Consider the following 20,988-nt stretch of genomic DNA (forward strand, 5'->3'; position numbering starts at 1 on the left):
TCTACCGCATCCGCGTCGGCCGCGTCCGTGTCCACCGCATCGGCGTCGGCCACGTCCGGCTCTACCACATCGGCGTCGGCCGCGTCCGTGTCTACCGCATCGGCGTCGGCCGCGTCCGTGTCTACCGAATCGGCGTCGGCCACGTCCGGCTCGTCGGCATCCTGCCCGGCAGCGGCGGGGGCCGACTCGGCGGATTCCTCGTCCTGGGCGTCCTGGTCGGCGGACTCCTCGTCCTGGGCGTCCTCCGGGCGGACCCGCTCGGCCCAGGGGACCCACTCGGGCGCCAGTATCGAGTCTTCGGAGGGCAGCAGGCCCAGCTCATCGACCGTGACCACCTTGGACCGCGAGTTGCGCGTGAGCACGGCGTACCACTGCCAGCCCCCGTAGCCGGCGAGCTTCGATTCGAAGAGATGCGTGACCAGGCGGTCACCCTCGGTGCGCGCACCCAGGTGCCGGCCGATCTGCTCTGCGGCGGCAATGGTTTCCACGGCAGCGCGGGCGACGTCGACGGCGGCGGCGAGAACGGCGTCGGGCTTGCCCGTTCGCCAAACCGGAACACCGGCACGCGGTGTCGTCGCGGCCACGGATCCCGGCGCCTTTGCTTCCACAGCGATCACTCCAGCGGCGTCTGCTCCGGCAACAGCTGCTTCGGCCGCATCTTCGGCGGCCGTATCCACGTCGGCCACACCGACGCCAGCCGCATCTTCGTCGGCCACGTCCACGTCAGCTGCATCAACGTCAACCGCATCCACGTCAAGTGCCTCCACGTCGGCTGTGTTCTCTCCGGCTGTGTTTATTCCGGCGGTGCCGCGAGCCTCGGGCGCGTTCTGCTCAGGTTCCGCTGCCATCAGGAGCCTTACGCGTCCAGCTCGTCGGCGACCTTACGAAGGGCCACCGCGATCGCCTTGGCTTTGTTGCCCTCCGGGTACTTGCCCGCCGAGAGAGTTCCGGAAAGGTTGTCCAGAACGGTCACAAGATCCTGGACCAGCGGGGCAAGATCCTTGGCGCTGGGACGCTTGGCCTTGGCGATGGACGGCGTCTTGTCCAGCACGCGCAAGCCCAACGCCTGGGCGCCCTTGCGGCCGTCAGCTACGCCAAACTCCACACGGGTCCCCGCCTTGAGGTCCGTTACGCCCTCGGGAAGCGCCGATTTGGGCAGGAAGACTTCCTGGCCGTCTTCAGCCGCGAGGAACCCGAAGCCCTTTTCCTTGTCATACCACTTGACCTTGCCGGTAGGCACGTAATCAACCTTCTTCGTTCTGCTGGTGACACAGCCGGCGGCCACCGCATCCACATTGATATGCGGGTTCAAGGTATGGCTGCCTGGACCGTGTTGGTCTGTTCCTTCAAGGTTATCCTGCCATGGGCACTATGACAGTGTGAGGCGCGGGGCGGGACTGTTAGCGTTGGCCACATGAGACCATTGCGCTTCCGCCGGGCCCTGCAGATTATCGCGGCCGGAGTCGCCGTACTGTCACTGCTGGCAGTCGGAGCAGTCATGGCCCTGGCCTTCGGCAGGCTCGTTGCCCCGGTCTGGCTCACCTCCACGGCGCTCTACGGCCTGCCCGTAGCCTTCCTGCTGATGCTGGTGCTCGTGGCCGACGCGGTTACGGCCCGACGCCGGACGCGGCAGCCCGGCGGAGGGTAGCGTTGAACTGATGTCCCTCATCCGCGCCCTCAGCAAGGAACTGGAAGCACGCAGCGACGACTCGCTGCGGGCCCTGTTCTCGGCGCGGCCGGACCTCATTTCCCCCGGAGTTCCGGACTTCGCAGCCCTCGCTGCCCGCGCGAGCAGCCGGGTGAGCGTGCAGCGTGCCCTGGAGCGGCTCAACCGGCCCGAAATGCAGGTGCTGGAAACGCTGCATCTGTGTACCAACACCGACACCGGGCACAGCGCCTCGTCAGCGATGCTGAAGAAGCTCATCAATGGCGCCTCCCTGGCCTCTCTGGACCGCTTGCTGCACTCGCTGCAGGAGCTGGCGCTGGTGCACCGGGCCGAGCCTCCGCACGGGGTTACCCCGGCACAGTCACGGCATCGGTACTACCTGCCGGTGGGGAGCCTCAAGGACGTCATCGGCATCTACCCGGCCGGCCTCGGGCGCAGTTACACGGAGTTGGTCCGGCTGCAGCCGGCGTTTGCGCAGCGCGTGGTCCAGCTCGTCGGGGAACTGCACCGCAGCGGGGCGGCTGTCGCCCCTGCCACGACGCCGATGGAGGCGGCCCTGTCACTGCAGCACTGGACGGCGACGCCGGAATCGCTCCAGCGGATCCTTGCCACCGCTCCGGAACGCACCACTGCCCTCCTGGACCGGTTCGGCAACTGGGCCATGGGCGCCGTCCCGCAGGCCCAGCGCCGCGCTTCCGTCATCCACCAGGCCTCCGACGTCGGGCCCGTGGACTGGCTGCTGGCGCGCGGCTTGCTGGTGCCGCTGGATGCCGCCCACGTCGAGCTTCCGCGCAGCGTGGGCGTCTCCCTCCGCGGCGGCTTCGTCATTGAGAACTTCGCCCTGACACCCCCTGTTCCCCGGCTGGGCTTCACGAGCGCCGCACTGCGCCGGAACGCGGCCCTGGGTGCCATCGCCGAGACCCTCCGGCTGGTCGGCGAACTGCTTCACGTGATCCGGGAACAGCCGCTGGCAACGCTTCGCAGCGGCGGCGTCGGCGTGCGCGAGATGAAGCGCCTGGCCGACGCGCTGCGGATCGAACTGCGCGACGCCGGAGTGCTGGCCGAGCTGTGCGCCCTCGCGGGATTACTGCGCCTCGACGTCGACAGTTCCTCCTGGGTCCAGCCGCCGCAGCTGGAGTGGCTTGCGCTGCCGCGCCAGGAACAGTGGCTCTGGCTGGTCAACGCCTGGCTCGCCAGCGAGCGCGCTCCGTCGCTCGTGGGGCAACCCGTTACCGGCGGCGCCCCGGCGCCCTCGGCGCACCGGGGCACGGCGGGGGCCATGATCAATGCGCTTTCTGCGGAGGCGCAGCGGCCGGACGCGCCTGTGATCCGGAAACGGATTCTGGAGATCCTTCGGGAACTCAGCCTGGAAGCCTCGACACTGGACGGCCAGGCCCCCGTGCTCGACGCGGCGGCCGTGCTGGAACGCGCCGACTGGTCACAGCCCCGGATGGCCCGGCGCTTCAGCTCGCTGGTCCGGGGGGTCCTGGCAGAGGCTGAACTGCTGGGGTTGATGGGATCCGGAGCCCTAAGCCAGATCGGCGCCGCGATCGCCGCCGGAGAGCCCGAAGAGGCACTGGGCATCCTTGGCGAACACCTCCCCGCGGCGCTCAACCATGTCCTGCTGCAGGCGGACCTCACCGCCGTGGCGCCGGGCTATCTCGCCCCCGAACTGAGCGAGAAGCTCCTGACCATGGCTGACGCCGAGGGCCAAGGACCAGCCACCATCTACCGGTTCTCCGTCTCGTCGGTCCGTCGCGCCCTCGACGCCGGCCAGGACGGGCAGGCCCTGCTGGACTTCCTGCGCCAGCATTCCGCCACCGCCATTCCGCAGCCCCTCACCTACCTGATCGAAGACACCGCGGCCCGGCATGCCAGGCTCCGGGTCGGGGCTGCCGCCAGCTTCATCCAGAGCGAGGACGAAACGGCGTTGCTGGAGCTGCTCAACGCATCCGCGGCGTCCGGGCTGAGCCTGTCCCGCATCGCCCCGACCGTGCTCGTCTCCTCCGCCCCGCCCCGTGAAACCGCCCAGGTGCTCCGGAGCCTGGGGCTATCCCCGGCCGTGGAGGAGTCCGAGTCGGCCGTCGTCCGGCTGCGCCGCGCCACGCCCGCCCCGAACGGCACCTCGCGGCCGGTGTACACCCCGCCGCGCACCGCTCCGCCGGAGGCTGACGTCGACGCGCAGCTGGCCGTGCTGCGCGGTGGCCGCCCTGCAGCCGACGGAACCGGGGCCCATCCCGCCGCCGCCGGCAGCGAGGAGGCCGTCCAGCTGGGGCTCGAGACCTTGCTCAAGGCGATCAGGCTCAAGCAGCGGGTGGTGATGAACGTCGTGGACGGGATGGGGAATGCGGTTCCCGAAACAGTTGTTCCGCTAGCTGTGAACGGTGGACGCGTACGGGTCTTTGATCCGGCGAAGGAGACCGAACGTGTGCTGTCCATCCACCGGATTATTGATGTAGAAGCGGCTGAGGAATTGCTCCAGTGAATGACGGACCCCTGATCGTCCAGAGTGACAAGACCATCCTGCTCGAGGTCGACCACGAACTGGCCACCGAGGCCCGACACGCCATCGCGGCCTTCGCGGAACTGGAGCGCGCCCCGGAGCATGTACACAGTTACCGGTTGACGCCCCTGGGCCTCTGGAATGCCCGGGCCGCCGGGCTCGACGCCGAAAAGGTTCTCGACACGCTGCTGAAGTACTCCCGGTTCCCGGTGCCACATTCGCTGCTGATCGACGTCGAAGAGACGATGTCCCGCTATGGGCGGCTGCGGCTTGAAAAAGACCCGCAGCACGGCCTGGTCATGCGCACCTCCGACTATCCCGTGCTGGAGGAGGTGAGCCGTGCCAAGAAGATCGCGCCCTTGCTGGGGCCGCGGATCGACGGGGAGACCGTGGTGGTGCACTCTTCCCAGCGCGGACAGCTCAAGCAGCTTCTGCTTAAGCTCGGCTGGCCCGCCGAGGACCTGGCCGGCTACGTCGACGGGACGCCGCATGCGATACTGCTGGACGAATCCGACTGGAAACTGCGCCCGTACCAGCGGCTGGCGACGGAAAACTTCTGGGCTGGCGGCAGCGGCGTCGTCGTGCTCCCCTGCGGGGCCGGCAAAACGCTGGTAGGCGCCGCGGCGATGGCCACAAGCTCCACCACCACCCTCATCCTGGTCACCAACACCGTGTCCGCCCGCCAGTGGAAGGACGAACTGCTCAGACGGACCTCCCTGACCGAAGAGGAGATCGGCGAATATTCGGGCTCCGTCAAGGAGGTCCGGCCAGTCACGATCGCCACCTACCAGGTCCTGACTACGAAGCGGGGCGGACTGTACCCGCACCTGGAGCTTGTGGACGGCAATGACTGGGGACTCATCATCTACGACGAGGTCCATCTGCTGCCCGCCCCGATTTTCCGGATGACGGCGGACCTGCAGGCGCGCCGCCGGCTCGGCCTCACCGCCACCCTGGTCCGCGAGGACGGTCGGGAGGGCGAGGTCTTCAGCCTGATCGGGCCCAAGCGCTATGACGCGCCGTGGAAGGACATCGAGGCCCAGGGGTACATTGCACCGGCGGACTGCGTGGAGGTCCGGATCGACCTGCCGCGCGATGAGCGCGTCGCGTACGCCATGGCCGAGGATGCGGACAAATACCGGCTGTGCTCCACGTCAGAGTCCAAGACCCACGTGGTGGAGCAACTCGTCGCCGAGCACGCCGGTGAACAGCTCCTCGTGATCGGGCAGTACATCGACCAGCTGGACGAGCTCGGCGAGCGCCTGAAGGTACCCGTCATCAAAGGCGAGACGTCCGTGAAGGAGCGCCAGAGGCTCTTCGACGCCTTCCGCGCCGGTGAGGTCCAGACCCTGGTGGTGTCCAAGGTCGCCAACTTTTCGATCGACCTGCCCGAGGCCTCCGTTGCCATCCAGGTCTCCGGGTCCTTCGGTTCCCGACAGGAGGAAGCCCAGCGGCTCGGACGGCTGCTGCGGCCCAAGAAGGACGGCCGCGCGGCCCGTTTCTACTCGCTCGTGGCCCGCGACACCCTGGACCAGGACTTCGCGGCCAAGCGCCAGCGCTTCCTGGCCGAGCAGGGCTACGCGTACCGGATCATGGACGCGAAGGACGTGGGCGCAACCGGCTAGCTGGCGTCCACCGAACACACATCTGCCATTCAGAAAACTCCCAGTGTCTGGGAGCATCATGGGAGTCATGAAAAAGAACGGTCCAGAAGCCAAGCTGCTTGTCGTCGATGATGAACCGAACATCCGCGAGCTGCTTTCCACTTCCCTCCGCTTCGCCGGCTTCGAGGTCGTTTCGGCCGGGAACGGGCGGGACGCGCTTGCCGCAGCCGAGCTCCACTCCCCCGACCTCGCTGTGCTGGACGTCATGCTGCCGGACATGGATGGATTCACCGTCACCCGCCGCCTGCGTGCAGCCGGCAAACACTTCCCCGTGCTGTTCCTGACTGCCAAGGACGACACCGAGGACAAGGTGATGGGGCTTACGGTGGGCGGCGATGACTACGTCACCAAACCTTTCAGCCTCGACGAAGTCGTGGCGCGCATCCGCGCCGTGCTGCGCCGTACCCAGCCCCTGCAGGACGACGACGCGGTGATCCGGGTGGATGACCTGGAGCTCGACGACGACGCCCACGAGGTGCGCCGCGGCAGCACCGTGATCGAGCTGTCCCCCACCGAGTTCAAGCTCCTGCGCTACCTCATGCTCAACCCCAACCGTGTCCTGTCCAAGGCGCAGATCCTGGACCACGTCTGGGAATACGACTTCAACGGGGATGCCTCGATTGTGGAGTCCTACATCTCGTATCTCCGCCGCAAGGTGGACATCGACCCGGAGGCCCCGGCTTTGATCCAGACCAAGCGCGGCGTCGGCTACGTGCTGCGGACGGCAGAGAAGCGCTGACCTTGCTGCTGCGCTGGAAATCGGCCCCGCTGAGGTCACAGCTCGTCGCCATCATGACGGCCTTGATGCTGGTGGCCCTGACAGCGACCGGCGCCGGTACCCTGACGCTGCTGCACAGCTACCTGCAGGGGCAGGTCGACGACAAGCTCAAAGCCGCCGTCGAATCGGTGCGCCAGCAGAATTCCTTCAGCCAGCTGCAGGAACAAAACCCGAACATCCCCACCGACTATTCCCTCATGCTCTTCAGCCCCGGGCTGCCGCCCTATCCCTTCGGCGGGGACAAGGCATCGCGCCCGGACATCAGCAATATCTCCGCCGCCGAGGCCAGGGTCCGCCAGCAGCAGCCCTACCAGGTCAGCGGCACGGACGGACACAACTGGCGGGTCGTGGCCCTCAGCGTGGTGGACTCCAACGACCGCACCGCGGTGGTGGTGATCGGGCTCCCCCTCGCGCCGGTGGACTCCGTGATGGAACATGCCGTCCTGGTGGTGGTCGGCGTCGGGCTGCTGACCCTGGTGCTGGCCTTCCTGATCGCCACCTGGAGCATCTCCCGGTCCTTCCGTCCGTTGGCCCGGGTGGAGAAGACCGCGGCGGCCATCGCCGCCGGGGACCTGTCACGGCGCGTGGAAATCGAAAACCCGAGCACCGAGGTCGGCCGGCTCGGCAGCTCGCTGAACGCCATGCTGGCCCACATTGAAACTGCCTTCGCCGCCCGGATGGCGTCCGAGGAGCGGATGCGCCGCTTCGCCGCTGACGCCTCCCACGAACTGCGGACCCCGCTCGTGACCATCCGCGGATTCTCGGAACTGTACCGGCACGGTGCCCTGTCCACCCCGGAGGACGTCGCCACCGCGATGGGGCGGATTGAAAGCGAAGCCAAGCGCATGGGAACCATGGTCGAGGACCTCCTGCTGCTGGCCCGCATCGACGAGCAGCGCCCGCTGGCGCGGAAGCCCGTGGACCTGCTGTTGCTGGCCCATGATGCGGTGGTGGATACCCAGGCAAGCGACCGCAGCCGCGCCATCTCCCTCAGCGGGCTCGACGGCGGCCCTGCCACCGCCGCGCCGGTGCTCGGCGACGAGGCCAAACTGCGGCAGGTGCTGGGCAACCTGGTCGGCAATGCCCTGCGCTACACCCCGGAGGGCAGCCCCATCGAGCTCGCCGTCGGTGTGCGGACATCGGAGGACGGCCGGCGGCACTCGGTGATTGAGGTCCGCGACCATGGTCCTGGGGTCCCCGAGGAGGAGGCCGCCCGGATTTTCGAGCGGTTCTACCGCGCGGACACCTCCCGGACACGGGAAACCGGCGGCAGCGGACTGGGGCTCGCCATCGTTGCTGCCATCGTCGGATCCCATTCGGGCACGGTCCAGGCCACAAAGACCGACGGCGGCGGCGCCACCTTGGTGGTCAGCCTTCCATACCTGGACGGAGCCTTCGCCGACGAGGACGCGGCCGATGACGGCAGGCCCGATGAGGCGACCGCCGACGACGGCATACACGATGAGGTGACCGCCGACGACGGTACGGCACACCACGGCACTGTTGGCGACGACACGGCAGGCAGGGCTAGGGCGGGCAGCCACGGCGCGGCCGAGGCGGACAGCCACGGCGCGGCCCAGCCGGACAACCGCCTTTCCCCATAAAGGGCTCACTCCAAGCGATCCTTGGCGTCCCACTCGGCGCCACCAGTTCCCCGGATCGTCCCGACCTCGCGGCCGCGCTTTGCCGGCCAGCGCCAGAGCTCCTGATGCCGCCCTACTCGCCGAGAAACAGGTCGCTTTCCGTCGTCAGCGCGATCTCGCCGACGGGCCGCCCCGACGTCCCGTGGTAGCCGCGGTTCGTATAGCCGGCCTCGAGCAGGTAGGCTCCGCCGGCGAGCTGGGGAAGGTCGACAGCAAGGACGATGCCGTACGAGTAGCCGGGTTCGAGCCCGAGGTAGCTGTCGTCGTCATCGGGCCTGAGCTTCGGCTTGATCTTCGGCGGGTGGGTTTCGAAGCGGGTCTCCCCGGCGGGGTCGCGCACGACGAGCGTGATGAACGCCCCTGCCGGTGCGAGCAGCTTCGGCACCCAGGCCACTTCGTCGGCGGTGTCCGGCTGGTGCAGGCTGACGTGAACTCGCAGCGGCGCCGTCGCCAGCACGTCCATAAGCAGCGTGAGGGACCCGCTCACCACTTCTGCGCCTTCTTGTGGGCTTTGACCCGTGTGGCCAGCGCGTCGACCGCCGGCGCCTGTGCGCGGTAGGGCGGGTCGCCGGGTGAGTCGCCCATCGCGTTCCACTTCATGCGGGCCGCTTTCATCTCGGCGTCGAAGAGCGTCTTCGCCTGCGGCTCGAGGATCTTCTCGGCGTCCGCCTGGGCCGGCGTGGCTGTGGTGTCGACTTGGAGCTTGGCCACCTTCTTGTCGGCCTCCGTCATCCCCACCCGGGCGAGTTTCAGCCACTCGTTGCTCCAGTGGTAATCCTCGTGGAGGTCTTCCGCCCGGTACGCGGACCAGTGGTCCGGGATGCCTTCTCGATTGTCCTTAAAGTCCTTGAGAATGGCCGTGACATTGCCGCTGGTGACATTTGTCAGCGCCCCGGAGTCGTCGTCCGGTGTCGGTGCAGGGTAGCGGTCGTTGGTGAAGTAGACGATCTGAATGGTCCCGGTGGCCTCGACCGTGTCGACGACATAGGTCCAGCGCTTGCGCTTCTTGTCCTCCACGGCGTGACCGGTAAACGTCGGATCGTCCGCGTGCGTGGTGCTGGCGGCCGAGTTCGACCGCGTCGGCGCGGGCTTGTTGAGCGTCGCGTTGAAGGCGGCCCGCTGGACGGCGAGCATGGGCACCGGGTCGGCCAGCACTCGCTGCACGACGCAGGCCCCGTCCTTGAGACGTTCCTTGTCCTCGTCACCCTCCATCTTCGGCTTGGCGTGTGCGGCCGACCCGGCGACCAGTCGCTGGACGGCGCGGTTGCCGGCGCTGCGCTGCAAGGCCAGGACCGCTGCCTCGCGGGAGCGGAAGGACGGAGCGGGGGACGGGGTGATGGCTTCCTCATCTCGGTCGGACCGGCGCATGCCCGCCCGATTTGGACTGCCGTCGGATCCGATTCGCGTATTCCTGCCCATCACTCACCATCCGTTCCGTAGCATCGGGATCACCCCTCGGGACCCGGGGCGACCGCAGCGGATGCCACCATGCTCCTCCAAAAAGGTCCCCCCGGATAGGGTCAAACCGCTGGCGTGGTGCCGCTGACGGACCCAAGGGTCCGCTTTCGGAACACAAAGCCGCCAAATAGATAAAACAGAACGGCGCCATCAAACGGCGATAGTCACGGGCCGTTCATGGTGCAGCCTCACCTGCTGTCGAAGTCGTTCGAACAAGATCGCGCGAAGGTTTTGGTGTTGTGTAAACGGGTTTGACCGCTGAAGCGTTCGATATCCACTAGCCGCCTTCGTCCGCCTGTGGGTTCATGGAGGGTCTACAGCGCTGGACGGCCTCGGAAAGATGCTGGGCACCGCTCACCTTCGAGCGGCGCATGCGGCCGGTCGTGGAGGTGGCGCAGGCCTCCGGGACGCGAGCCGCATCAACGTTCCTCCCGGCGAACAGGGGGCAACGCCTCCTGCGGCGGTGGGTCATCCGGGCCACCGCCATGCCCGGAGTCGACCGTCTGGTGGCGCGGCAGATCCTGCGGACGATCGCGAAGTAACGTCAGCCGGGTGGAAAAGCCTCCGTGGTTGTCCACATAGGCCCATCCGCCAAGGACCGCGGCGGCCTCACCTGCCTAGGCTGGTGGTGTCCGGAAAGCCCGGACGAGCCAGCCCCGTCCGGCGTCGCCTGCCGGCGACGGACCGGGCTGCTCCCAGCAGCCACCGGGAGGTTAACCATGAGCATCATCTCCGTCGACACCGAGCTTCTCCAGCTGAAGTCGGCGAACGTCAAGGCGACGGTCGAGAGAATCAGCGCTGACGTCCAGTCGATGAAACTCGGCCTCGACGAGCTGCAGGCCAGCTGGCGCGGGGCAGCGGCAACGAACTTCCAGGCCCTCGTCGCCGAGTGGGCCTTGACCCAGGGCAGGGTCGAGGCCTCCCTGGCCTCCATCAATCTGGCGCTTACCGCCGCGGCAGCCAGCTATGACCAGACCGAGATAACCAACACCCAGCGCTTCGGGTAACACCGCCAACGGCCAGTGTCTGGCCCGGGCCGCGCCTCAGGCCTCCGGAGTCCCCTGGTGGAACCGCAGCCGCCACTGGGCACCTTCACGCACCCACAGGGAGCTGCGCAGGGTGGTTCCGGAGCGGGCGTAGCTGCGGTAAGTCAACAGAACGGTGCTGTCCCCCAGCCGGTCGGCGCCCAGCAGCTCCAGATCCGTCGGGCCTTCGGGGCTCTGCTCCAGCTCCATCATCATCGCGTCCCGGGTCCAGATCCGGCCCGAGGCTCCGATCTCGGTGAAGTCCGGATGCAGCAAGACGCCGGTCCGTCCCAGGTCTGCCCGGGTGTCCGGGCGCAGGAGCTCACGTTCGAGCGCTTCGACGATGGCCTCCGGGCTGGCGTCCATGCCCGGCGCCGGCGTGGACTCCTCCTCGAGCACACTGAAGAGGTCCGGTTCGTCGAACCCTCCGGCGTCGCCGAAGAACTCTTGTTGGCCTATCCGCGGCGGCGCCATGGGTGGTGCTGCGGCCCCCGCCGGGGACGCGGGCGCGCCGGCCGGGTGTGCTGCCTCGCAGGAGCTCTCGGCGCTCGAGCCGAAGCCGGGTCCCTGGCGGACGGCGACGCCTTGCTGGTAGGCAGTGGCCGCGGCCCGGGCGCGCTCGTCGGCGGCCTCGTTGAGCTCATGCCCGGCGTGGCCGCGCACCCACTCGAACGTGTACTTGCGGCCGCGGAGTTCCTGGTCAATTTCCTTGAGCAGTTCGACGTTCAGCACGGGCTTGCCGTCCGACTTGCGCCAGCCCTTCCGCTTCCAGCCGGGCATCCACTTTGTGACCGAGTTGATGACGTACTGGCTGTCACAGAGGATGTGCAGGTCCTCGCCAACGAGGTGGGCGGTGGCCCGGAACAGGTCGAGCACCGCCATCAGCTCACCCTGGTTGTTGGTGCCGTGCGGCCATCCGCCGGCCCGCCAGCAGTCGTCGTTCACATACCAGGCCCATCCGGCCGGGCCGGGATTTCCTAAAGCCGAACCGTCGGCTGCTGCTGTAATCGTCACTGCACTATCCTGCCAGACTGTGCCTGGCAGGATAGTGCCTGCCGGACGGCGGTCGGATAACGCCGACGGCGGCCCCACCCCAAGGTGAGACCGCCGTCGTGAACTATGCGTCGTTGTGAAACTACGCGTCGCCCGCTGACCTGAGGTCAGCGGGCGCGAGCGGGTGGTTAGAAGCCGCCCATGCCGCCCATGCCGCCCATGTCGTCGCCGCCGCCCATGGCCGGAGCGTTCTTCTCCGGCTTGTCGGCCACAACGGCCTCGGTGGTGAGGAACAGGCCGGCAATGGAAGCCGCGTTCTGCAGCGCAGAGCGGGTCACCTTGACCGGGTCGTTGATGCCGGCAGCCAGCAGGTCGACGTATTCGCCGGATGCTGCGTTCAGGCCGTGGCCTGCGGGCAGGCCGCGGACCTTGTCGACCACAACGCCCGGCTCGAGGCCGGCGTTGAAGGCGATCTGCTTCAGCGGGGCGTCGATGGCAACACGGACGATGTTCGCACCGGTTGCTTCGTCGCCGTCGAGCTGCAGGTTGGCGAATGCCTTGGCACCGGCCTGGATCAGGGCAACGCCACCGCCGGCGACGATGCCCTCTTCAACAGCAGCCTTGGCGTTGCGGACTGCGTCCTCAATGCGGTGCTTGCGTTCCTTGAGCTCGACTTCGGTTGCGGCACCGGCCTTGATGACTGCAACGCCACCGGCCAGCTTGGCCAGGCGTTCCTGCAGCTTCTCGCGGTCGTAGTCGGAATCGGAGTTCTCGATCTCGGCACGGATCTGGGAAACGCGGCCAGCGATCTGGTCGGCGTCGCCTGCACCCTCGACGATGGTGGTCTCATCCTTAGTGACAACGACCTTGCGGGCGCGGCCCAGGAGTTCGAGGCCGGCGGTCTCGAGCTTGAGGCCGACTTCCTCGGAGATGACCTGGCCACCGCTGAGGATGGCGATGTCCGCGAGCTGTGCCTTGCGGCGGTCGCCGAAGCCGGGAGCCTTGACGGCTACGGACTTGAACGTGCCACGGATCTTGTTCACGATCAGTGTGGCAAGGGCTTCGCCCTCGATGTCTTCGGCAATGATCAGCAGCGGCTTGTTGGACTGCATGACCTTTTCGAGGACAGCAACCAGTTCCTTGACGCTGGAGATCTTGGAGTTGACGATCAGGATGTACGGGTCCTCAAGGACCGTCTCCTGGCGCTCAGCGTCGGTGACGAAGTAAGCGGAGATGTAGCCCTTGTCGAAGCGCATGCCCTCGGTGAGCTCGAGTTCCAGGCCGAAGGTGTTGGACTCCTCGACCGTGATGACGCCTTCCTTGCCCACCTTGTCGAGGGCTTCGGCAATCAGGGCGCCAATCTCATTGTCACCGGCGGAGATGGACGCGGTGGCGGCAATCTCTTCCTTCGTCTCGATTTCCTTGGCGGAAGCCAGGAGTTCGCGGGTGACGGCTTCGACAGCCTTCTCGATGCCGCGCTTGAGGGACAGCGGGTCAGCTCCGGCAGCGACGTTGCGCAGGCCTTCCTTGACCAGGGCCTGTGCCAGCACGGTGGCGGTGGTGGTTCCGTCGCCGGCGACGTCGTCCGTCTTCTTGGCAACTTCCTTGACCAGCTCGGCGCCGATCTTCTCGTAAGGATCGTCCAGCTCGATCTCCTTGGCGATGGAAACACCATCGTTGGTGATCGTGGGGGCGCCCCACTTCTTTTCGAGGACGACGTTGCGTCCACGCGGGCCGAGGGTGACCTTGACGGCGTCGGCGAGGATGTTCAGGCCCCGCTCAAGACCGCGGCGTGCCTCTTCATCAAATGCAATGATCTTGGCCATAACGGCAGTAGTCCTTTCGGGACAGTCGTTAAGAATGAACCCGGCTGCAGTGCCCGCGACGGACGATCCAACACCTGCCAGCCTCTGTACGCCGCCAGGCCCGGGATCTCACCCAGCCAGGTATTTCTTTCGCTCCCGGCCCGATCACCTGACTTCGCAACCGGTGGACCGGGCGTCGTTTTAGCAGTCGGTACGCGGGAGTGCTAAGTCAATAATTAGCACTCCCCCGGGGAGAGTGCAACCAGTGAAGACCCGGTTCCGGCCCGTTTCGGCTCCTTCAGTGCCTTCTGTTGCGCCAGAATTCGCTCGTGGCGATCAGCCGGCGCCGCTGCTGGCGGTTTCGCTGCCACTCATCGTGGCCTGGTTATCCGCGCCGAAGCTGAACACCATGTAGTTGGCCGACGAGACGTCGCCGTTGGAGTTGAAGTTGATCGGTCCGGATTGGCCGTCATAGTCGGGGCGCTTGCCTGCCCTTAGCACGTCAAGGCAGGTCTGATATGACGTGCACGCCGCCGCATCCCCTGCTGGCGGCGCTCCGCCTGCGCTCTGCGGTTGCCCGCCGGAAACGGCAATGAGGCGGGCCACGATGGACGTGCCGGCGTCGTCCTCCGCCGCGGCCGCCGCGATGGCGGCCAGATTGACGGCGTCATAGGTTTCCGCAGCGAAGGTCATGTCTTTCAGGCCCGGATCAACGGAGACCAGCCCGCCCTGGAACTCGGCCGACGGAAAGACGCCGGGCAGGATCCCGCGTGCCCCCTCGAGGGCTCCGGACCCGAGGCCGGAGCCGTAGTCGTTCACCGCGCCGTCACTGAGGATGAGCTTTGGTCCCGCCATGCCGGCGTTGTGGAGCTCCGCGATGGCGCCTTGCGCACCCGCTCGGGCGATGAGCACGACGGCGTCCGGGGCCGCCGCCTTGACGGCCGCGGCAGCCTGGTGCGCCTGGCCCGGCGTGAATTCCGCCGCTGTGACCGGCCCGAGGCCGTCTTCTTTGGCCGCTGCACCGACTGCTGCGGCCAGGCCTGCGCCGTAGCCGCCTTCCTCGTGCACGATGGCCAGTGTTTTGGCGCTGCCCTCCCGGGCGAGCTTGACAAGGACGGCAGCCTGGGCGACGTCGGCCGCGGCGGTCCGGAAGTAGTAGCCGCCGCTGGCGTAGGTGCTCAGCCCGCTCGCAGTGTTGGCCGGGGAAATGAGGGCGATCCTGGCGTTGGACAGCACGTCGATGGCCGCCGGAGCGCGGCTGGAATCGGTGGGCCCAATCACGACGTCGGCCCTGGCGGCTGCGAGGTCACGGGCCTGGCCGGCAGTGTCGCTGCTGATGGACTCCGGGAGCAGCTCGACCGGCTTGCCTTTGTGGCCGCCAGCGGCGTTGATTTCCCGAACGGCCAGTTTCGCGGCCGCGAGCTGGGACGCATTGAGGAAGTCCTGCTTGCCGGTGTTGTCCAGGATCAGGCCGATCCTGAGCGTGCCGTCACCGCTGGCTTCGGCATGTTCGACCCGGGCGCCGCCGGCCGGTCCCAGGCAGCCGGTCAGCGTCAGCAGCACGGATGCGCCCGCCGCCACCGCGCCAGCAGGCCGCAGGGCGGAAGTCCGGCGTCGAACCGGCTTGTGTCCGGCGGGATTCTGCGGCGTCGCCGCGGCGGGGAATGCCACTAGGCCGGCCGGACGCTCTCGGCCTGGGGGCCCTTCTCGCCTTCGCCTACTTCCAGCTCCACGCGTTGCCCTTCGTCGAGCGCCCGGTAGCCTTCGCCCACGATGGCCGACCAGTGCACGAAGACGTCATCGCCCGAATCGTCCACGGTGATGAAGCCGTAGCCTTTTTCGGCGTTGAACCACTTGACGGTTCCCAAGGCCATGGTGCCCACACTTTCAGGTTGCTAGTTGTTCAGGCGTAACCGGGACGGCTACTGGAAGCCGGGGCCGAGGACGACGACGAGCGGCATGTTGAACTCGGCGGTGTCCACGACGGAGGGGATGCCGAGCAGGGAAGAAAGTGCCTTCGCGTTTCCCTCCTGGTCCGGTCCGTTATAGAAGATCACCGAGCTTGTTTGCCGCGCGCCGCCCCAGTTGCCCACCGGGCCAAGGGTCCAGCCGTCGGAAGTGACGGTAGCGCCCACCTTGCTCGCGAGTCCTGCCGTGCCGGCGGCATTGTAGATCGCGACGGGTTGCGTCCTGTCCACGGCGTCCCCGCCCTCCGGGGAGGCCGTGGGCGACGGCACGCCGGACGGTGTTGCCCCGACGGATTGTGCGGCCTGCGACTCGCCGGCCGGGGCGGCGCCGCTGGCGCTGGGCACTGCAGAAGCGGCGGGGCTGGCCGGCTGTACCGCCGTGACGGCCGAGGAGCTGCCGGCCGAGTTGAAGCCAAGCTTGGGCAGGAACAGGAAGGCCACCAAACCGATGACCAGTGCCACGGCGCCGGCTGCCAGCACCGGGCCCAGGCTGCGGCGTCGGGATTCGGCGGCCGCCCGGTGAACACCCTGTCGGGTGGGGATCTCCGGGACCCGGTCAAATTCATCCCGCGCGTATTTGGTCATGGTGAAAACGACGTCCTTGCTGATTTCTAACGAGTTGCCTGAGCCCTGTCCGCGGAGAGACCGCGCGTCAGGCTGGCGTTTTACGCATCTGAGCCCAGGCGGCGGGCAGTGCGGGCACGTTGGCGTGACGTACGTAGTCTACGCAATCTCTTCACCAGCATGGGATCGTGGGCCAGCGCAGCCTCGGTATCGATGAGCGCATTCAGGATCTGGTAGTAGTGCGTCGCGGAGAGGTCGAAGAGCTCACGGATGGCTTGTTCCTTGGCGCCGGCGTACTTCCACCACTGCCGCTCCAAAGCCAGCATCTGCTGGTCCCGGCCGCTGAGGGGCGGGCTGCTGGCGGCCTCCCCCGCGAAAGATTCCGGCGTCGAAAGGTGCTCTTGCGCTGCTTCGGCCACGACACACTCCCTGGCTGGATCCGGACAAAGGTCAGTCCCATGTTACGGGCGAATAACAGCCTTGTCATTTGGCGCCCTGCCAGAATGGAACCGTGCCTTCCTTCGATTTGCCCCTGGGACCGCCCCGGTACCCGCCACTCGGACCCGGGTGCGCTGTTCGCCCTGGAGCCGCCGTCGGGCGACCCCTTGGGGTTCGCTGAGCTGGAGCGGCTGCCCCTGGCGGAGCTCGTGGCTCCCGACTGGGCGGAGGCGTTGGCGCCCGTGGAAGGACACCTGCGCGAAGTACTGGGATTCCTCGCCGCAGAGTCCGCCAACGGCCACGTGGTTCTCCCGCGGCCGTCCAATCTGCTGCGGGCCTTCCGCCAGCCCCTGGCCGGAGTCCGGGTCCTGATCGTCGGCCAGGACCCCTACCCGACGCCCGGCCACGCCGTCGGCCTGTCCTTCGCCGTGGACCCCGGCACCCGACCCATTCCGCGGAGCCTCGCCAACATCTACAAGGAACTCGACGCCGATCTGGGGCTTCCGCCCCGGATCCATGGCGATCTCAGCCGGTGGGCCGAGCAGGGAGTCCTGCTGCTGAACAGGGTTCTCAGCGTCCAGGCAGGGGCGGCAGGATCGCACCGGAACAAGGGCTGGGAGGCGATCACGGCGGCCGCCATCGGAGCCGTGGTAAACCGAGGCACCGAAACCGGCGGACCGGCGCCCCTCGTGGCGATCCTCTGGGGCAAGGATGCCGAGGGCGTCCGCCCGCTGCTGGGGGCCACCCCGGTGGTCGCCAGCGCGCACCCCAGCCCGCTCTCGGCCGCACGGGGGTTCTTCGGTTCTCGTCCCTTCAGCCGGGCCAACGCCCTGTTGCAGGCCCAGGGAAACGGCACGGTTGATTGGGAGCTGCCCCCGCTTCCGCAAGGAATTTCAGGACCAGGGATGGCCGGCAGGGCCGGTTTATAGGGCGAGTTAGCAGGGTGGTTGGCTAGGCTTGAGGCATGACCGCAATTCCCGCCGCCACCTCCGCCAGCCGAAAATCGCGCCCACAGATCAACCTCACCGTGTTGCGCCGCGAACTGCTGTCCGCGCACATGGTCCGCATCGTCGCGGGCGGACCGGGCTTTGACGCGTATGTCAACAACGACTTTGTGGACCGATACGTCAAGATCGCGTTCCCGCAGCCCGGCATCGAGTACCCGGAACCGCTGGACCTGTGGACCATCCGCGAGACCATGCCGCGCGAGCAATGGCCGCACACCCGCACCTACACGGTCCGCTGGGTGGACGAGGCTGCCGGGGAACTCGCGATCGACTTCGTGGTCCACGGCGACGAAGGCCTTGCCGGCCCATGGGCAGCCCGCGCACAGCCCGGCGACAGCCTCGTGGTCACCGGCCCCGGCGGCGGCCACAACCCCGACCCTGCGGCCGACTGGTACCTCTTCGCCGGTGACGAATCCGCCCTGCCGGCGATCGGAGCCGTGGTCGAGGCACTGCCGCAGCATGCCCGCGGCCTGGCCTTCCTGGAGGTGGACAGCGAGGCCGACATCCAGGCCATCGCCGCGCCGGCCGGCGTCCAGCTTCGGTGGCTCTTCCGCCGCGGCACGCCGGCAGGCGGCAGCGACGTGCTGATCGACGCCGTGCGGGACTCCGAGTGGCTTGACGGCCGCGTCCAGGTCTTCGCCCACGGTGAGCGCGGCTACATGAAAGCCCTGCGGGATGTTTTTTATGCGCAGCGCGGGCTGGAACGCGGCCAGGTGTCACTCTCCGGCTACTGGGCCAGGGGCCGTGTGGAGGACGACTTCCAGGCCGAGAAAAAACTGCCCGTAGGGCAGATCTAGCGGCGCCGGGCCCGGCGTCGTTCGTTGCTCGCCAGGCTCTTCGTCAGCGGCCGGGCGAGGGTGTCGCCGAGGACGATGCCCGCGGCAACGCCCAGCACGATAGCCCCCGCGTTCAGCATGCCGCCGGCACCCATCAGGATCTCGGACTCCTCGATGGTCAACACATACATCGAGCGGAATATAGTAAGGCCGGGCAGCAGGATCAGCGCGGCCGGAACCGCCACCACCAGCTGTGGCGCGCCCATCCGCAGCGCGACCACGCGCGCCAGCAGGCCGATCACTACGGCGGCGAGGGCCGGCGAGAACCGCGGCCCCACCCCCGCGGCCTCGCCGCCGATGAGGACGAGGTAGCCCAGGACGCCAATGGCTGCCGTGGGCAGCAGCAGCGGCCAGCTGGTCTGCTCCGTGACGCCGATGGCGACGACGGCGATGGCCACCATGATCCCTATCGCCCACCACGGGTACGCCGGCGGGAATGTTTCGGTGACGTCGATGGGTTCCATCCCGGTCATGTCGCCCACCACGAAGCCGACGGCAATGCCGGCGACCAGCGCACCGAATGTCAGCATGGTCGACAGGAACCGGCCGGCCGCCGTGACCGGGAAGCCGTTGATAGCATCCTGCACAGAGGAAACCAGCCGCCCGGTCGGCAGCAGCAGCAGGATGCCGCCGACCACCACGATGGCAGGGGCAATCTGGATCCCGAAGGGACTTCCAAACCGCCACAGGAGCAGGGCGACGAAGGTCACCAGGAAGGAACACGACGCTGTGATGAAGAAGTCCGGCGTGCGCCAGCGCCCCAGCTGCCGGGCCAGCAGGCTGACCAGAAGGTTGGAGAGGAAGGCCACGGCGGAGGCGCCGGGGCCGCCGCCGAGGACGCCGACGAAGACGGCGGAGAAGACCCCGAACGCAACGGTAACCATCCAGCGCGGGAACGGCTTCGGACTGCGGGCAATATCATCGAGCCGGCGCACCGCCTCCTCGCGCCCCACGCCGCCGACGACGATGTCCGTGACCAGCTGGTGGACCTTCGCCAGGCCGGCGTAGTTGTTGGTCCAGGACCGCACCACCCGCAGCAGGGTGATGGGGGTCTGGTCCTTCGGGGCATAGTTGATGGCCACCGACTGGTTGGTGATGTCCACCTCGATGTTCTTCAGCCCCAAGGCTGCGGTGATGGCGATGATGCTGGTCTCGACTTCGAGGGCTCCGGCACCGTACCGGAACATCGACTCTGCCAGGTGCAGCGCGAAGTCGATGGTCTTGCGCGCCGAGGTGTCGACGCCGCCCACCTGGATCATGGGGTTGGCGTAGGGGCTGCCGGCGAGCCGCTCCACGATGCTCATGGGCGCGGTTGGCGGGTTCTCCCCCTGCACCAGCCTGCGCAGCATCCGCTTCGCGGCAACGTTCTGGCGTACCTGCATGGGCGACATCGGCTCGGTCCGGGGCAGTCCATCTGTGCGCGGCCTGCGTCGGCGGTCGGGTTCATTGGTCATTCCGGCCTCCTGGGTGTTTGTTGCGGCCGGATCAGTAGAACTGCTGGCCCGTGCGGCGGGTGTAGATCTGCCGGGCAACCCGCTCGCCGAAGGCGGTCCAGGCCTTGTACTTCAGCGGGCTCAGCACCTGGTCGTAGCAGCCGACGAAGTCGGTGACGGTCTTGCTGAAGCTGGTCTTGAACAGCCCCAGCCCGTGGAAGGGGTTCGAGGTGTCCTTGAGCTTGTCGCTTGGCGGCGTGCCGCAGAAATCGTATTCGGTGCACCCCAGCTCCTTGAGCTGGTTGATGGCGGTCCACTGGACGAGGTGGGAATCGCCGTACTGATTGCGTTTCTGCAGTGAACCGCCGTCCTTGTAGGTCGCTTTGCGGCCGTAGTTGATAACGAACGCGCCCACGGATGGAACGCCGTCCTCGTAGACGAACAGCAGCCTGCCCTGGCCCCGGTTCAGGAAGTTGGTCCAGAACTGGCGGTAGTACTCGTATTCCCGGACCCGGACCTGCGATTTGGCTTCGACCGTCGTGGTCATGAGGCCGTACATCGCCCTGAAGTTCTCCTCGGTGGGTTCCACGTTGTGGACTTCCACACCTTCGCGGAGGGCCCGCCGGACGGCATTGCGGCCCCGGGAATGGAGGTTGCGCAGAAGCTGGTTTTCCTCCGGGGAGATGTCCAGCAGGGCCGTCGAGTCGTTCGGCTGCAGGTTGGGCGTCTTGACGAGCCCGGCTCCTTCAATGACAGTACGGGCCTCGTCTGACAGCACGATGTCGGGTTCAATCTTGACCGCAAAAACCCCCAGCTTCGCGCGCTTGACGAAGTCGGCGTTGGCGGCGGCAATGCCGGGAATGTCCTGGACGGAGGCGACGTCCGGGCCCTTGATCAGATACCAGAGCTTTCCGAGGACCGGAAAGGACTTCTCCAGCACGAGGTTGTAGCTCACGTAATCAGTTGTTTCGTAGACAAGATGCAGGGGCTTCCACCCGAAGTGCTGTTTGACCTCCGCAAAGGCCTCCGACTGGAGAAGATTGCCGCCGTTGGGGTTCGCGGTGACGTGGGCATCCCAGTTGGCGATCTCTTCGGCGGAGGCAAATCGGGCAGTGAATTCACGCAAGGGTGCGGCATCCAATCATGGCGGTACGAGCTTCGGCGGCATGCAAACATGCAGCTACAAGTCTATCTGCCCGGCCCTGTGC

Annotated in this window: 20 protein-coding genes and 1 pseudogene; 9 read left to right on the forward strand and 12 right to left on the reverse strand. The window is 67.3% G+C overall.

What is annotated here, in order from left to right; genetic code table 11:
- Positions 1-74: 74 nt before the first annotated feature.
- Both QFZ65_RS17160 and QFZ65_RS17165 read right to left on the reverse strand, forming a co-directional pair.
- Positions 75-614: pseudogene (locus tag QFZ65_RS17160) on the reverse strand (DUF3027 domain-containing protein); the annotation flags it as partial.
- Between the two features lie 242 nt (positions 615-856).
- Positions 857-1,240: a cold-shock protein gene (locus QFZ65_RS17165; RefSeq protein WP_306911958.1), complete on the reverse strand. Its 384-nt coding sequence runs from the start codon at positions 1,238-1,240 to the stop codon at positions 857-859.
- Between the two features lie 174 nt (positions 1,241-1,414).
- Between QFZ65_RS17165 and QFZ65_RS17170 the strand changes: the two genes are divergently transcribed.
- The 5 genes from QFZ65_RS17170 to QFZ65_RS17190 all read left to right on the forward strand — a co-directional run bounded on the left by QFZ65_RS17170 (position 1,415) and on the right by QFZ65_RS17190 (position 8,215).
- A complete protein-coding gene (locus QFZ65_RS17170; protein WP_306911959.1) occupies positions 1,415-1,648 on the forward strand; it encodes a hypothetical protein in 234 nt (77 codons plus the stop codon).
- 10 nt (positions 1,649-1,658) lie between these two features.
- Positions 1,659-4,151: a helicase-associated domain-containing protein gene (locus QFZ65_RS17175; protein ID WP_306911960.1), complete on the forward strand. Its 2,493-nt coding sequence runs from the start codon at positions 1,659-1,661 to the stop codon at positions 4,149-4,151.
- Positions 4,148-5,794, forward strand: coding sequence for a DNA repair helicase XPB (locus QFZ65_RS17180; protein WP_306911961.1), 1,647 nt, complete (start codon positions 4,148-4,150; stop codon positions 5,792-5,794). The genes QFZ65_RS17175 and QFZ65_RS17180 overlap by 4 nt, the downstream gene beginning before the upstream one ends.
- A gap of 67 nt (positions 5,795-5,861) precedes the next feature.
- Complete coding sequence (locus QFZ65_RS17185; RefSeq protein WP_306911962.1) at positions 5,862-6,572, forward strand: response regulator transcription factor; 711 nt, start codon at positions 5,862-5,864, stop codon at positions 6,570-6,572.
- Positions 6,573-6,574: 2 nt separating this feature from the next.
- The gene (locus tag QFZ65_RS17190; RefSeq protein WP_306911963.1) at positions 6,575-8,215 is read left to right on the forward strand and encodes a cell wall metabolism sensor histidine kinase WalK; all 1,641 of its coding nucleotides are present in this window, start codon (positions 6,575-6,577) and stop codon (positions 8,213-8,215) included.
- Between the two features lie 112 nt (positions 8,216-8,327).
- On the opposite strand, the gene QFZ65_RS17195 is transcribed toward QFZ65_RS17190, so the two are convergent.
- Both QFZ65_RS17195 and QFZ65_RS17200 read right to left on the reverse strand, forming a co-directional pair.
- Entirely contained in the window at positions 8,328-8,741 is a 414-nt protein-coding gene (locus QFZ65_RS17195) for a hypothetical protein (protein ID WP_306911964.1), read from the reverse strand.
- Entirely contained in the window at positions 8,738-9,622 is an 885-nt protein-coding gene (locus QFZ65_RS17200) for a hypothetical protein (protein ID WP_306911965.1), read from the reverse strand. Before QFZ65_RS17200 ends, QFZ65_RS17195 begins: the two co-directional genes overlap by 4 nt.
- Before the next feature lie 395 nt (positions 9,623-10,017).
- Here QFZ65_RS17200 and QFZ65_RS17205 point away from each other — a divergent pair, with 395 nt between their 5' ends.
- Positions 10,018-10,254, forward strand: coding sequence for a hypothetical protein (locus tag QFZ65_RS17205; protein WP_306911966.1), 237 nt, complete (start codon positions 10,018-10,020; stop codon positions 10,252-10,254).
- A 177-nt stretch (positions 10,255-10,431) separates the two neighbouring features.
- Positions 10,432-10,719: a WXG100 family type VII secretion target gene (locus QFZ65_RS17210; RefSeq protein ID WP_306911967.1), complete on the forward strand. Its 288-nt coding sequence runs from the start codon at positions 10,432-10,434 to the stop codon at positions 10,717-10,719.
- A gap of 36 nt (positions 10,720-10,755) precedes the next feature.
- On the opposite strand, the gene QFZ65_RS17215 is transcribed toward QFZ65_RS17210, so the two are convergent.
- The 6 genes from QFZ65_RS17215 to QFZ65_RS17240 all read right to left on the reverse strand — a co-directional run bounded on the left by QFZ65_RS17215 (position 10,756) and on the right by QFZ65_RS17240 (position 16,485).
- Positions 10,756-11,751, reverse strand: a complete 996-nt coding sequence (locus QFZ65_RS17215; protein WP_306911968.1) for a ribonuclease HI family protein — start codon at positions 11,749-11,751, stop codon at positions 10,756-10,758.
- Positions 11,752-11,918: 167 nt separating this feature from the next.
- Positions 11,919-13,556, reverse strand: a complete 1,638-nt coding sequence (gene groL, locus QFZ65_RS17220) for a chaperonin GroEL (protein WP_306911969.1) — start codon at positions 13,554-13,556, stop codon at positions 11,919-11,921.
- A 315-nt stretch (positions 13,557-13,871) separates the two neighbouring features.
- Positions 13,872-15,206 (reverse strand): ABC transporter substrate-binding protein, encoded by a 1,335-nt coding sequence (locus tag QFZ65_RS17225; RefSeq protein ID WP_373427613.1) that lies wholly within the window; start codon positions 15,204-15,206, stop codon positions 13,872-13,874.
- On the reverse strand, positions 15,206-15,409 hold the full coding sequence (locus QFZ65_RS17230; RefSeq protein WP_264356172.1) for a cold-shock protein: 204 nt from the start codon (positions 15,407-15,409) through the stop codon (positions 15,206-15,208). Before QFZ65_RS17230 ends, QFZ65_RS17225 begins: the two co-directional genes overlap by 1 nt.
- A gap of 48 nt (positions 15,410-15,457) precedes the next feature.
- The gene (locus QFZ65_RS17235; RefSeq protein WP_306911970.1) at positions 15,458-16,087 is read right to left on the reverse strand and encodes a LytR C-terminal domain-containing protein; all 630 of its coding nucleotides are present in this window, start codon (positions 16,085-16,087) and stop codon (positions 15,458-15,460) included.
- Between the two features lie 80 nt (positions 16,088-16,167).
- Complete coding sequence (locus QFZ65_RS17240; RefSeq protein WP_306911971.1) at positions 16,168-16,485, reverse strand: DUF3263 domain-containing protein; 318 nt, start codon at positions 16,483-16,485, stop codon at positions 16,168-16,170.
- Between the two features lie 84 nt (positions 16,486-16,569).
- Between QFZ65_RS17240 and QFZ65_RS17245 the strand changes: the two genes are divergently transcribed.
- On the forward strand, positions 16,570-17,433 hold the full coding sequence (locus QFZ65_RS17245; RefSeq protein ID WP_306911972.1) for a uracil-DNA glycosylase: 864 nt from the start codon (positions 16,570-16,572) through the stop codon (positions 17,431-17,433).
- A gap of 35 nt (positions 17,434-17,468) precedes the next feature.
- The gene (locus tag QFZ65_RS17250; RefSeq protein WP_306911973.1) at positions 17,469-18,308 is read left to right on the forward strand and encodes a siderophore-interacting protein; all 840 of its coding nucleotides are present in this window, start codon (positions 17,469-17,471) and stop codon (positions 18,306-18,308) included.
- Here the strand turns inward: QFZ65_RS17250 and QFZ65_RS17255 are convergent.
- On the reverse strand, positions 18,305-19,801 hold the full coding sequence (locus tag QFZ65_RS17255; protein ID WP_306911974.1) for a threonine/serine exporter ThrE family protein: 1,497 nt from the start codon (positions 19,799-19,801) through the stop codon (positions 18,305-18,307). The two genes, QFZ65_RS17250 and QFZ65_RS17255, sit on opposite strands and share 4 nt — an antisense overlap.
- Positions 19,802-19,832: 31 nt before the next feature.
- Positions 19,833-20,906, reverse strand: coding sequence for a peptidoglycan bridge formation glycyltransferase FemA/FemB family protein (locus QFZ65_RS17260; protein WP_306911975.1), 1,074 nt, complete (start codon positions 20,904-20,906; stop codon positions 19,833-19,835).
- Between the last annotated feature and the right edge of the window lie 82 nt (positions 20,907-20,988).

It is taken from the genome of Arthrobacter sp. B3I9 (assembly GCF_030816935.1).
Classification (GTDB): Bacteria; Actinomycetota; Actinomycetes; order Actinomycetales; family Micrococcaceae; genus Arthrobacter.

Coding starts and splice junctions, on each gene's coding strand:
- QFZ65_RS17170 (WP_306911959.1), top strand. CDS start 1,415: ATGAGACCATTGCGCTTCCGCCGGGCCCTGCAGATTATCGCGGCCGGA.
- QFZ65_RS17175 (WP_306911960.1), top strand. CDS start 1,659: ATGTCCCTCATCCGCGCCCTCAGCAAGGAACTGGAAGCACGCAGCGAC.
- QFZ65_RS17185 (WP_306911962.1), top strand. CDS start 5,862: ATGAAAAAGAACGGTCCAGAAGCCAAGCTGCTTGTCGTCGATGATGAA.
- QFZ65_RS17200 (WP_306911965.1), bottom strand. CDS start 9,622: ATGCGCCGGTCCGACCGAGATGAGGAAGCCATCACCCCGTCCCCCGCT.
- QFZ65_RS17205 (WP_306911966.1), top strand. CDS start 10,018: ATGGAGGGTCTACAGCGCTGGACGGCCTCGGAAAGATGCTGGGCACCG.
- QFZ65_RS17210 (WP_306911967.1), top strand. CDS start 10,432: ATGAGCATCATCTCCGTCGACACCGAGCTTCTCCAGCTGAAGTCGGCG.
- groL (WP_306911969.1), bottom strand. CDS start 13,556: ATGGCCAAGATCATTGCATTTGATGAAGAGGCACGCCGCGGTCTTGAG.
- QFZ65_RS17230 (WP_264356172.1), bottom strand. CDS start 15,409: ATGGCCTTGGGAACCGTCAAGTGGTTCAACGCCGAAAAAGGCTACGGC.
- QFZ65_RS17235 (WP_306911970.1), bottom strand. CDS start 16,087: ATGACCAAATACGCGCGGGATGAATTTGACCGGGTCCCGGAGATCCCC.
- QFZ65_RS17245 (WP_306911972.1), top strand. CDS start 16,570: ATGGAACCGTGCCTTCCTTCGATTTGCCCCTGGGACCGCCCCGGTACC.
- QFZ65_RS17250 (WP_306911973.1), top strand. CDS start 17,469: ATGACCGCAATTCCCGCCGCCACCTCCGCCAGCCGAAAATCGCGCCCA.
- QFZ65_RS17255 (WP_306911974.1), bottom strand. CDS start 19,801: ATGACCAATGAACCCGACCGCCGACGCAGGCCGCGCACAGATGGACTG.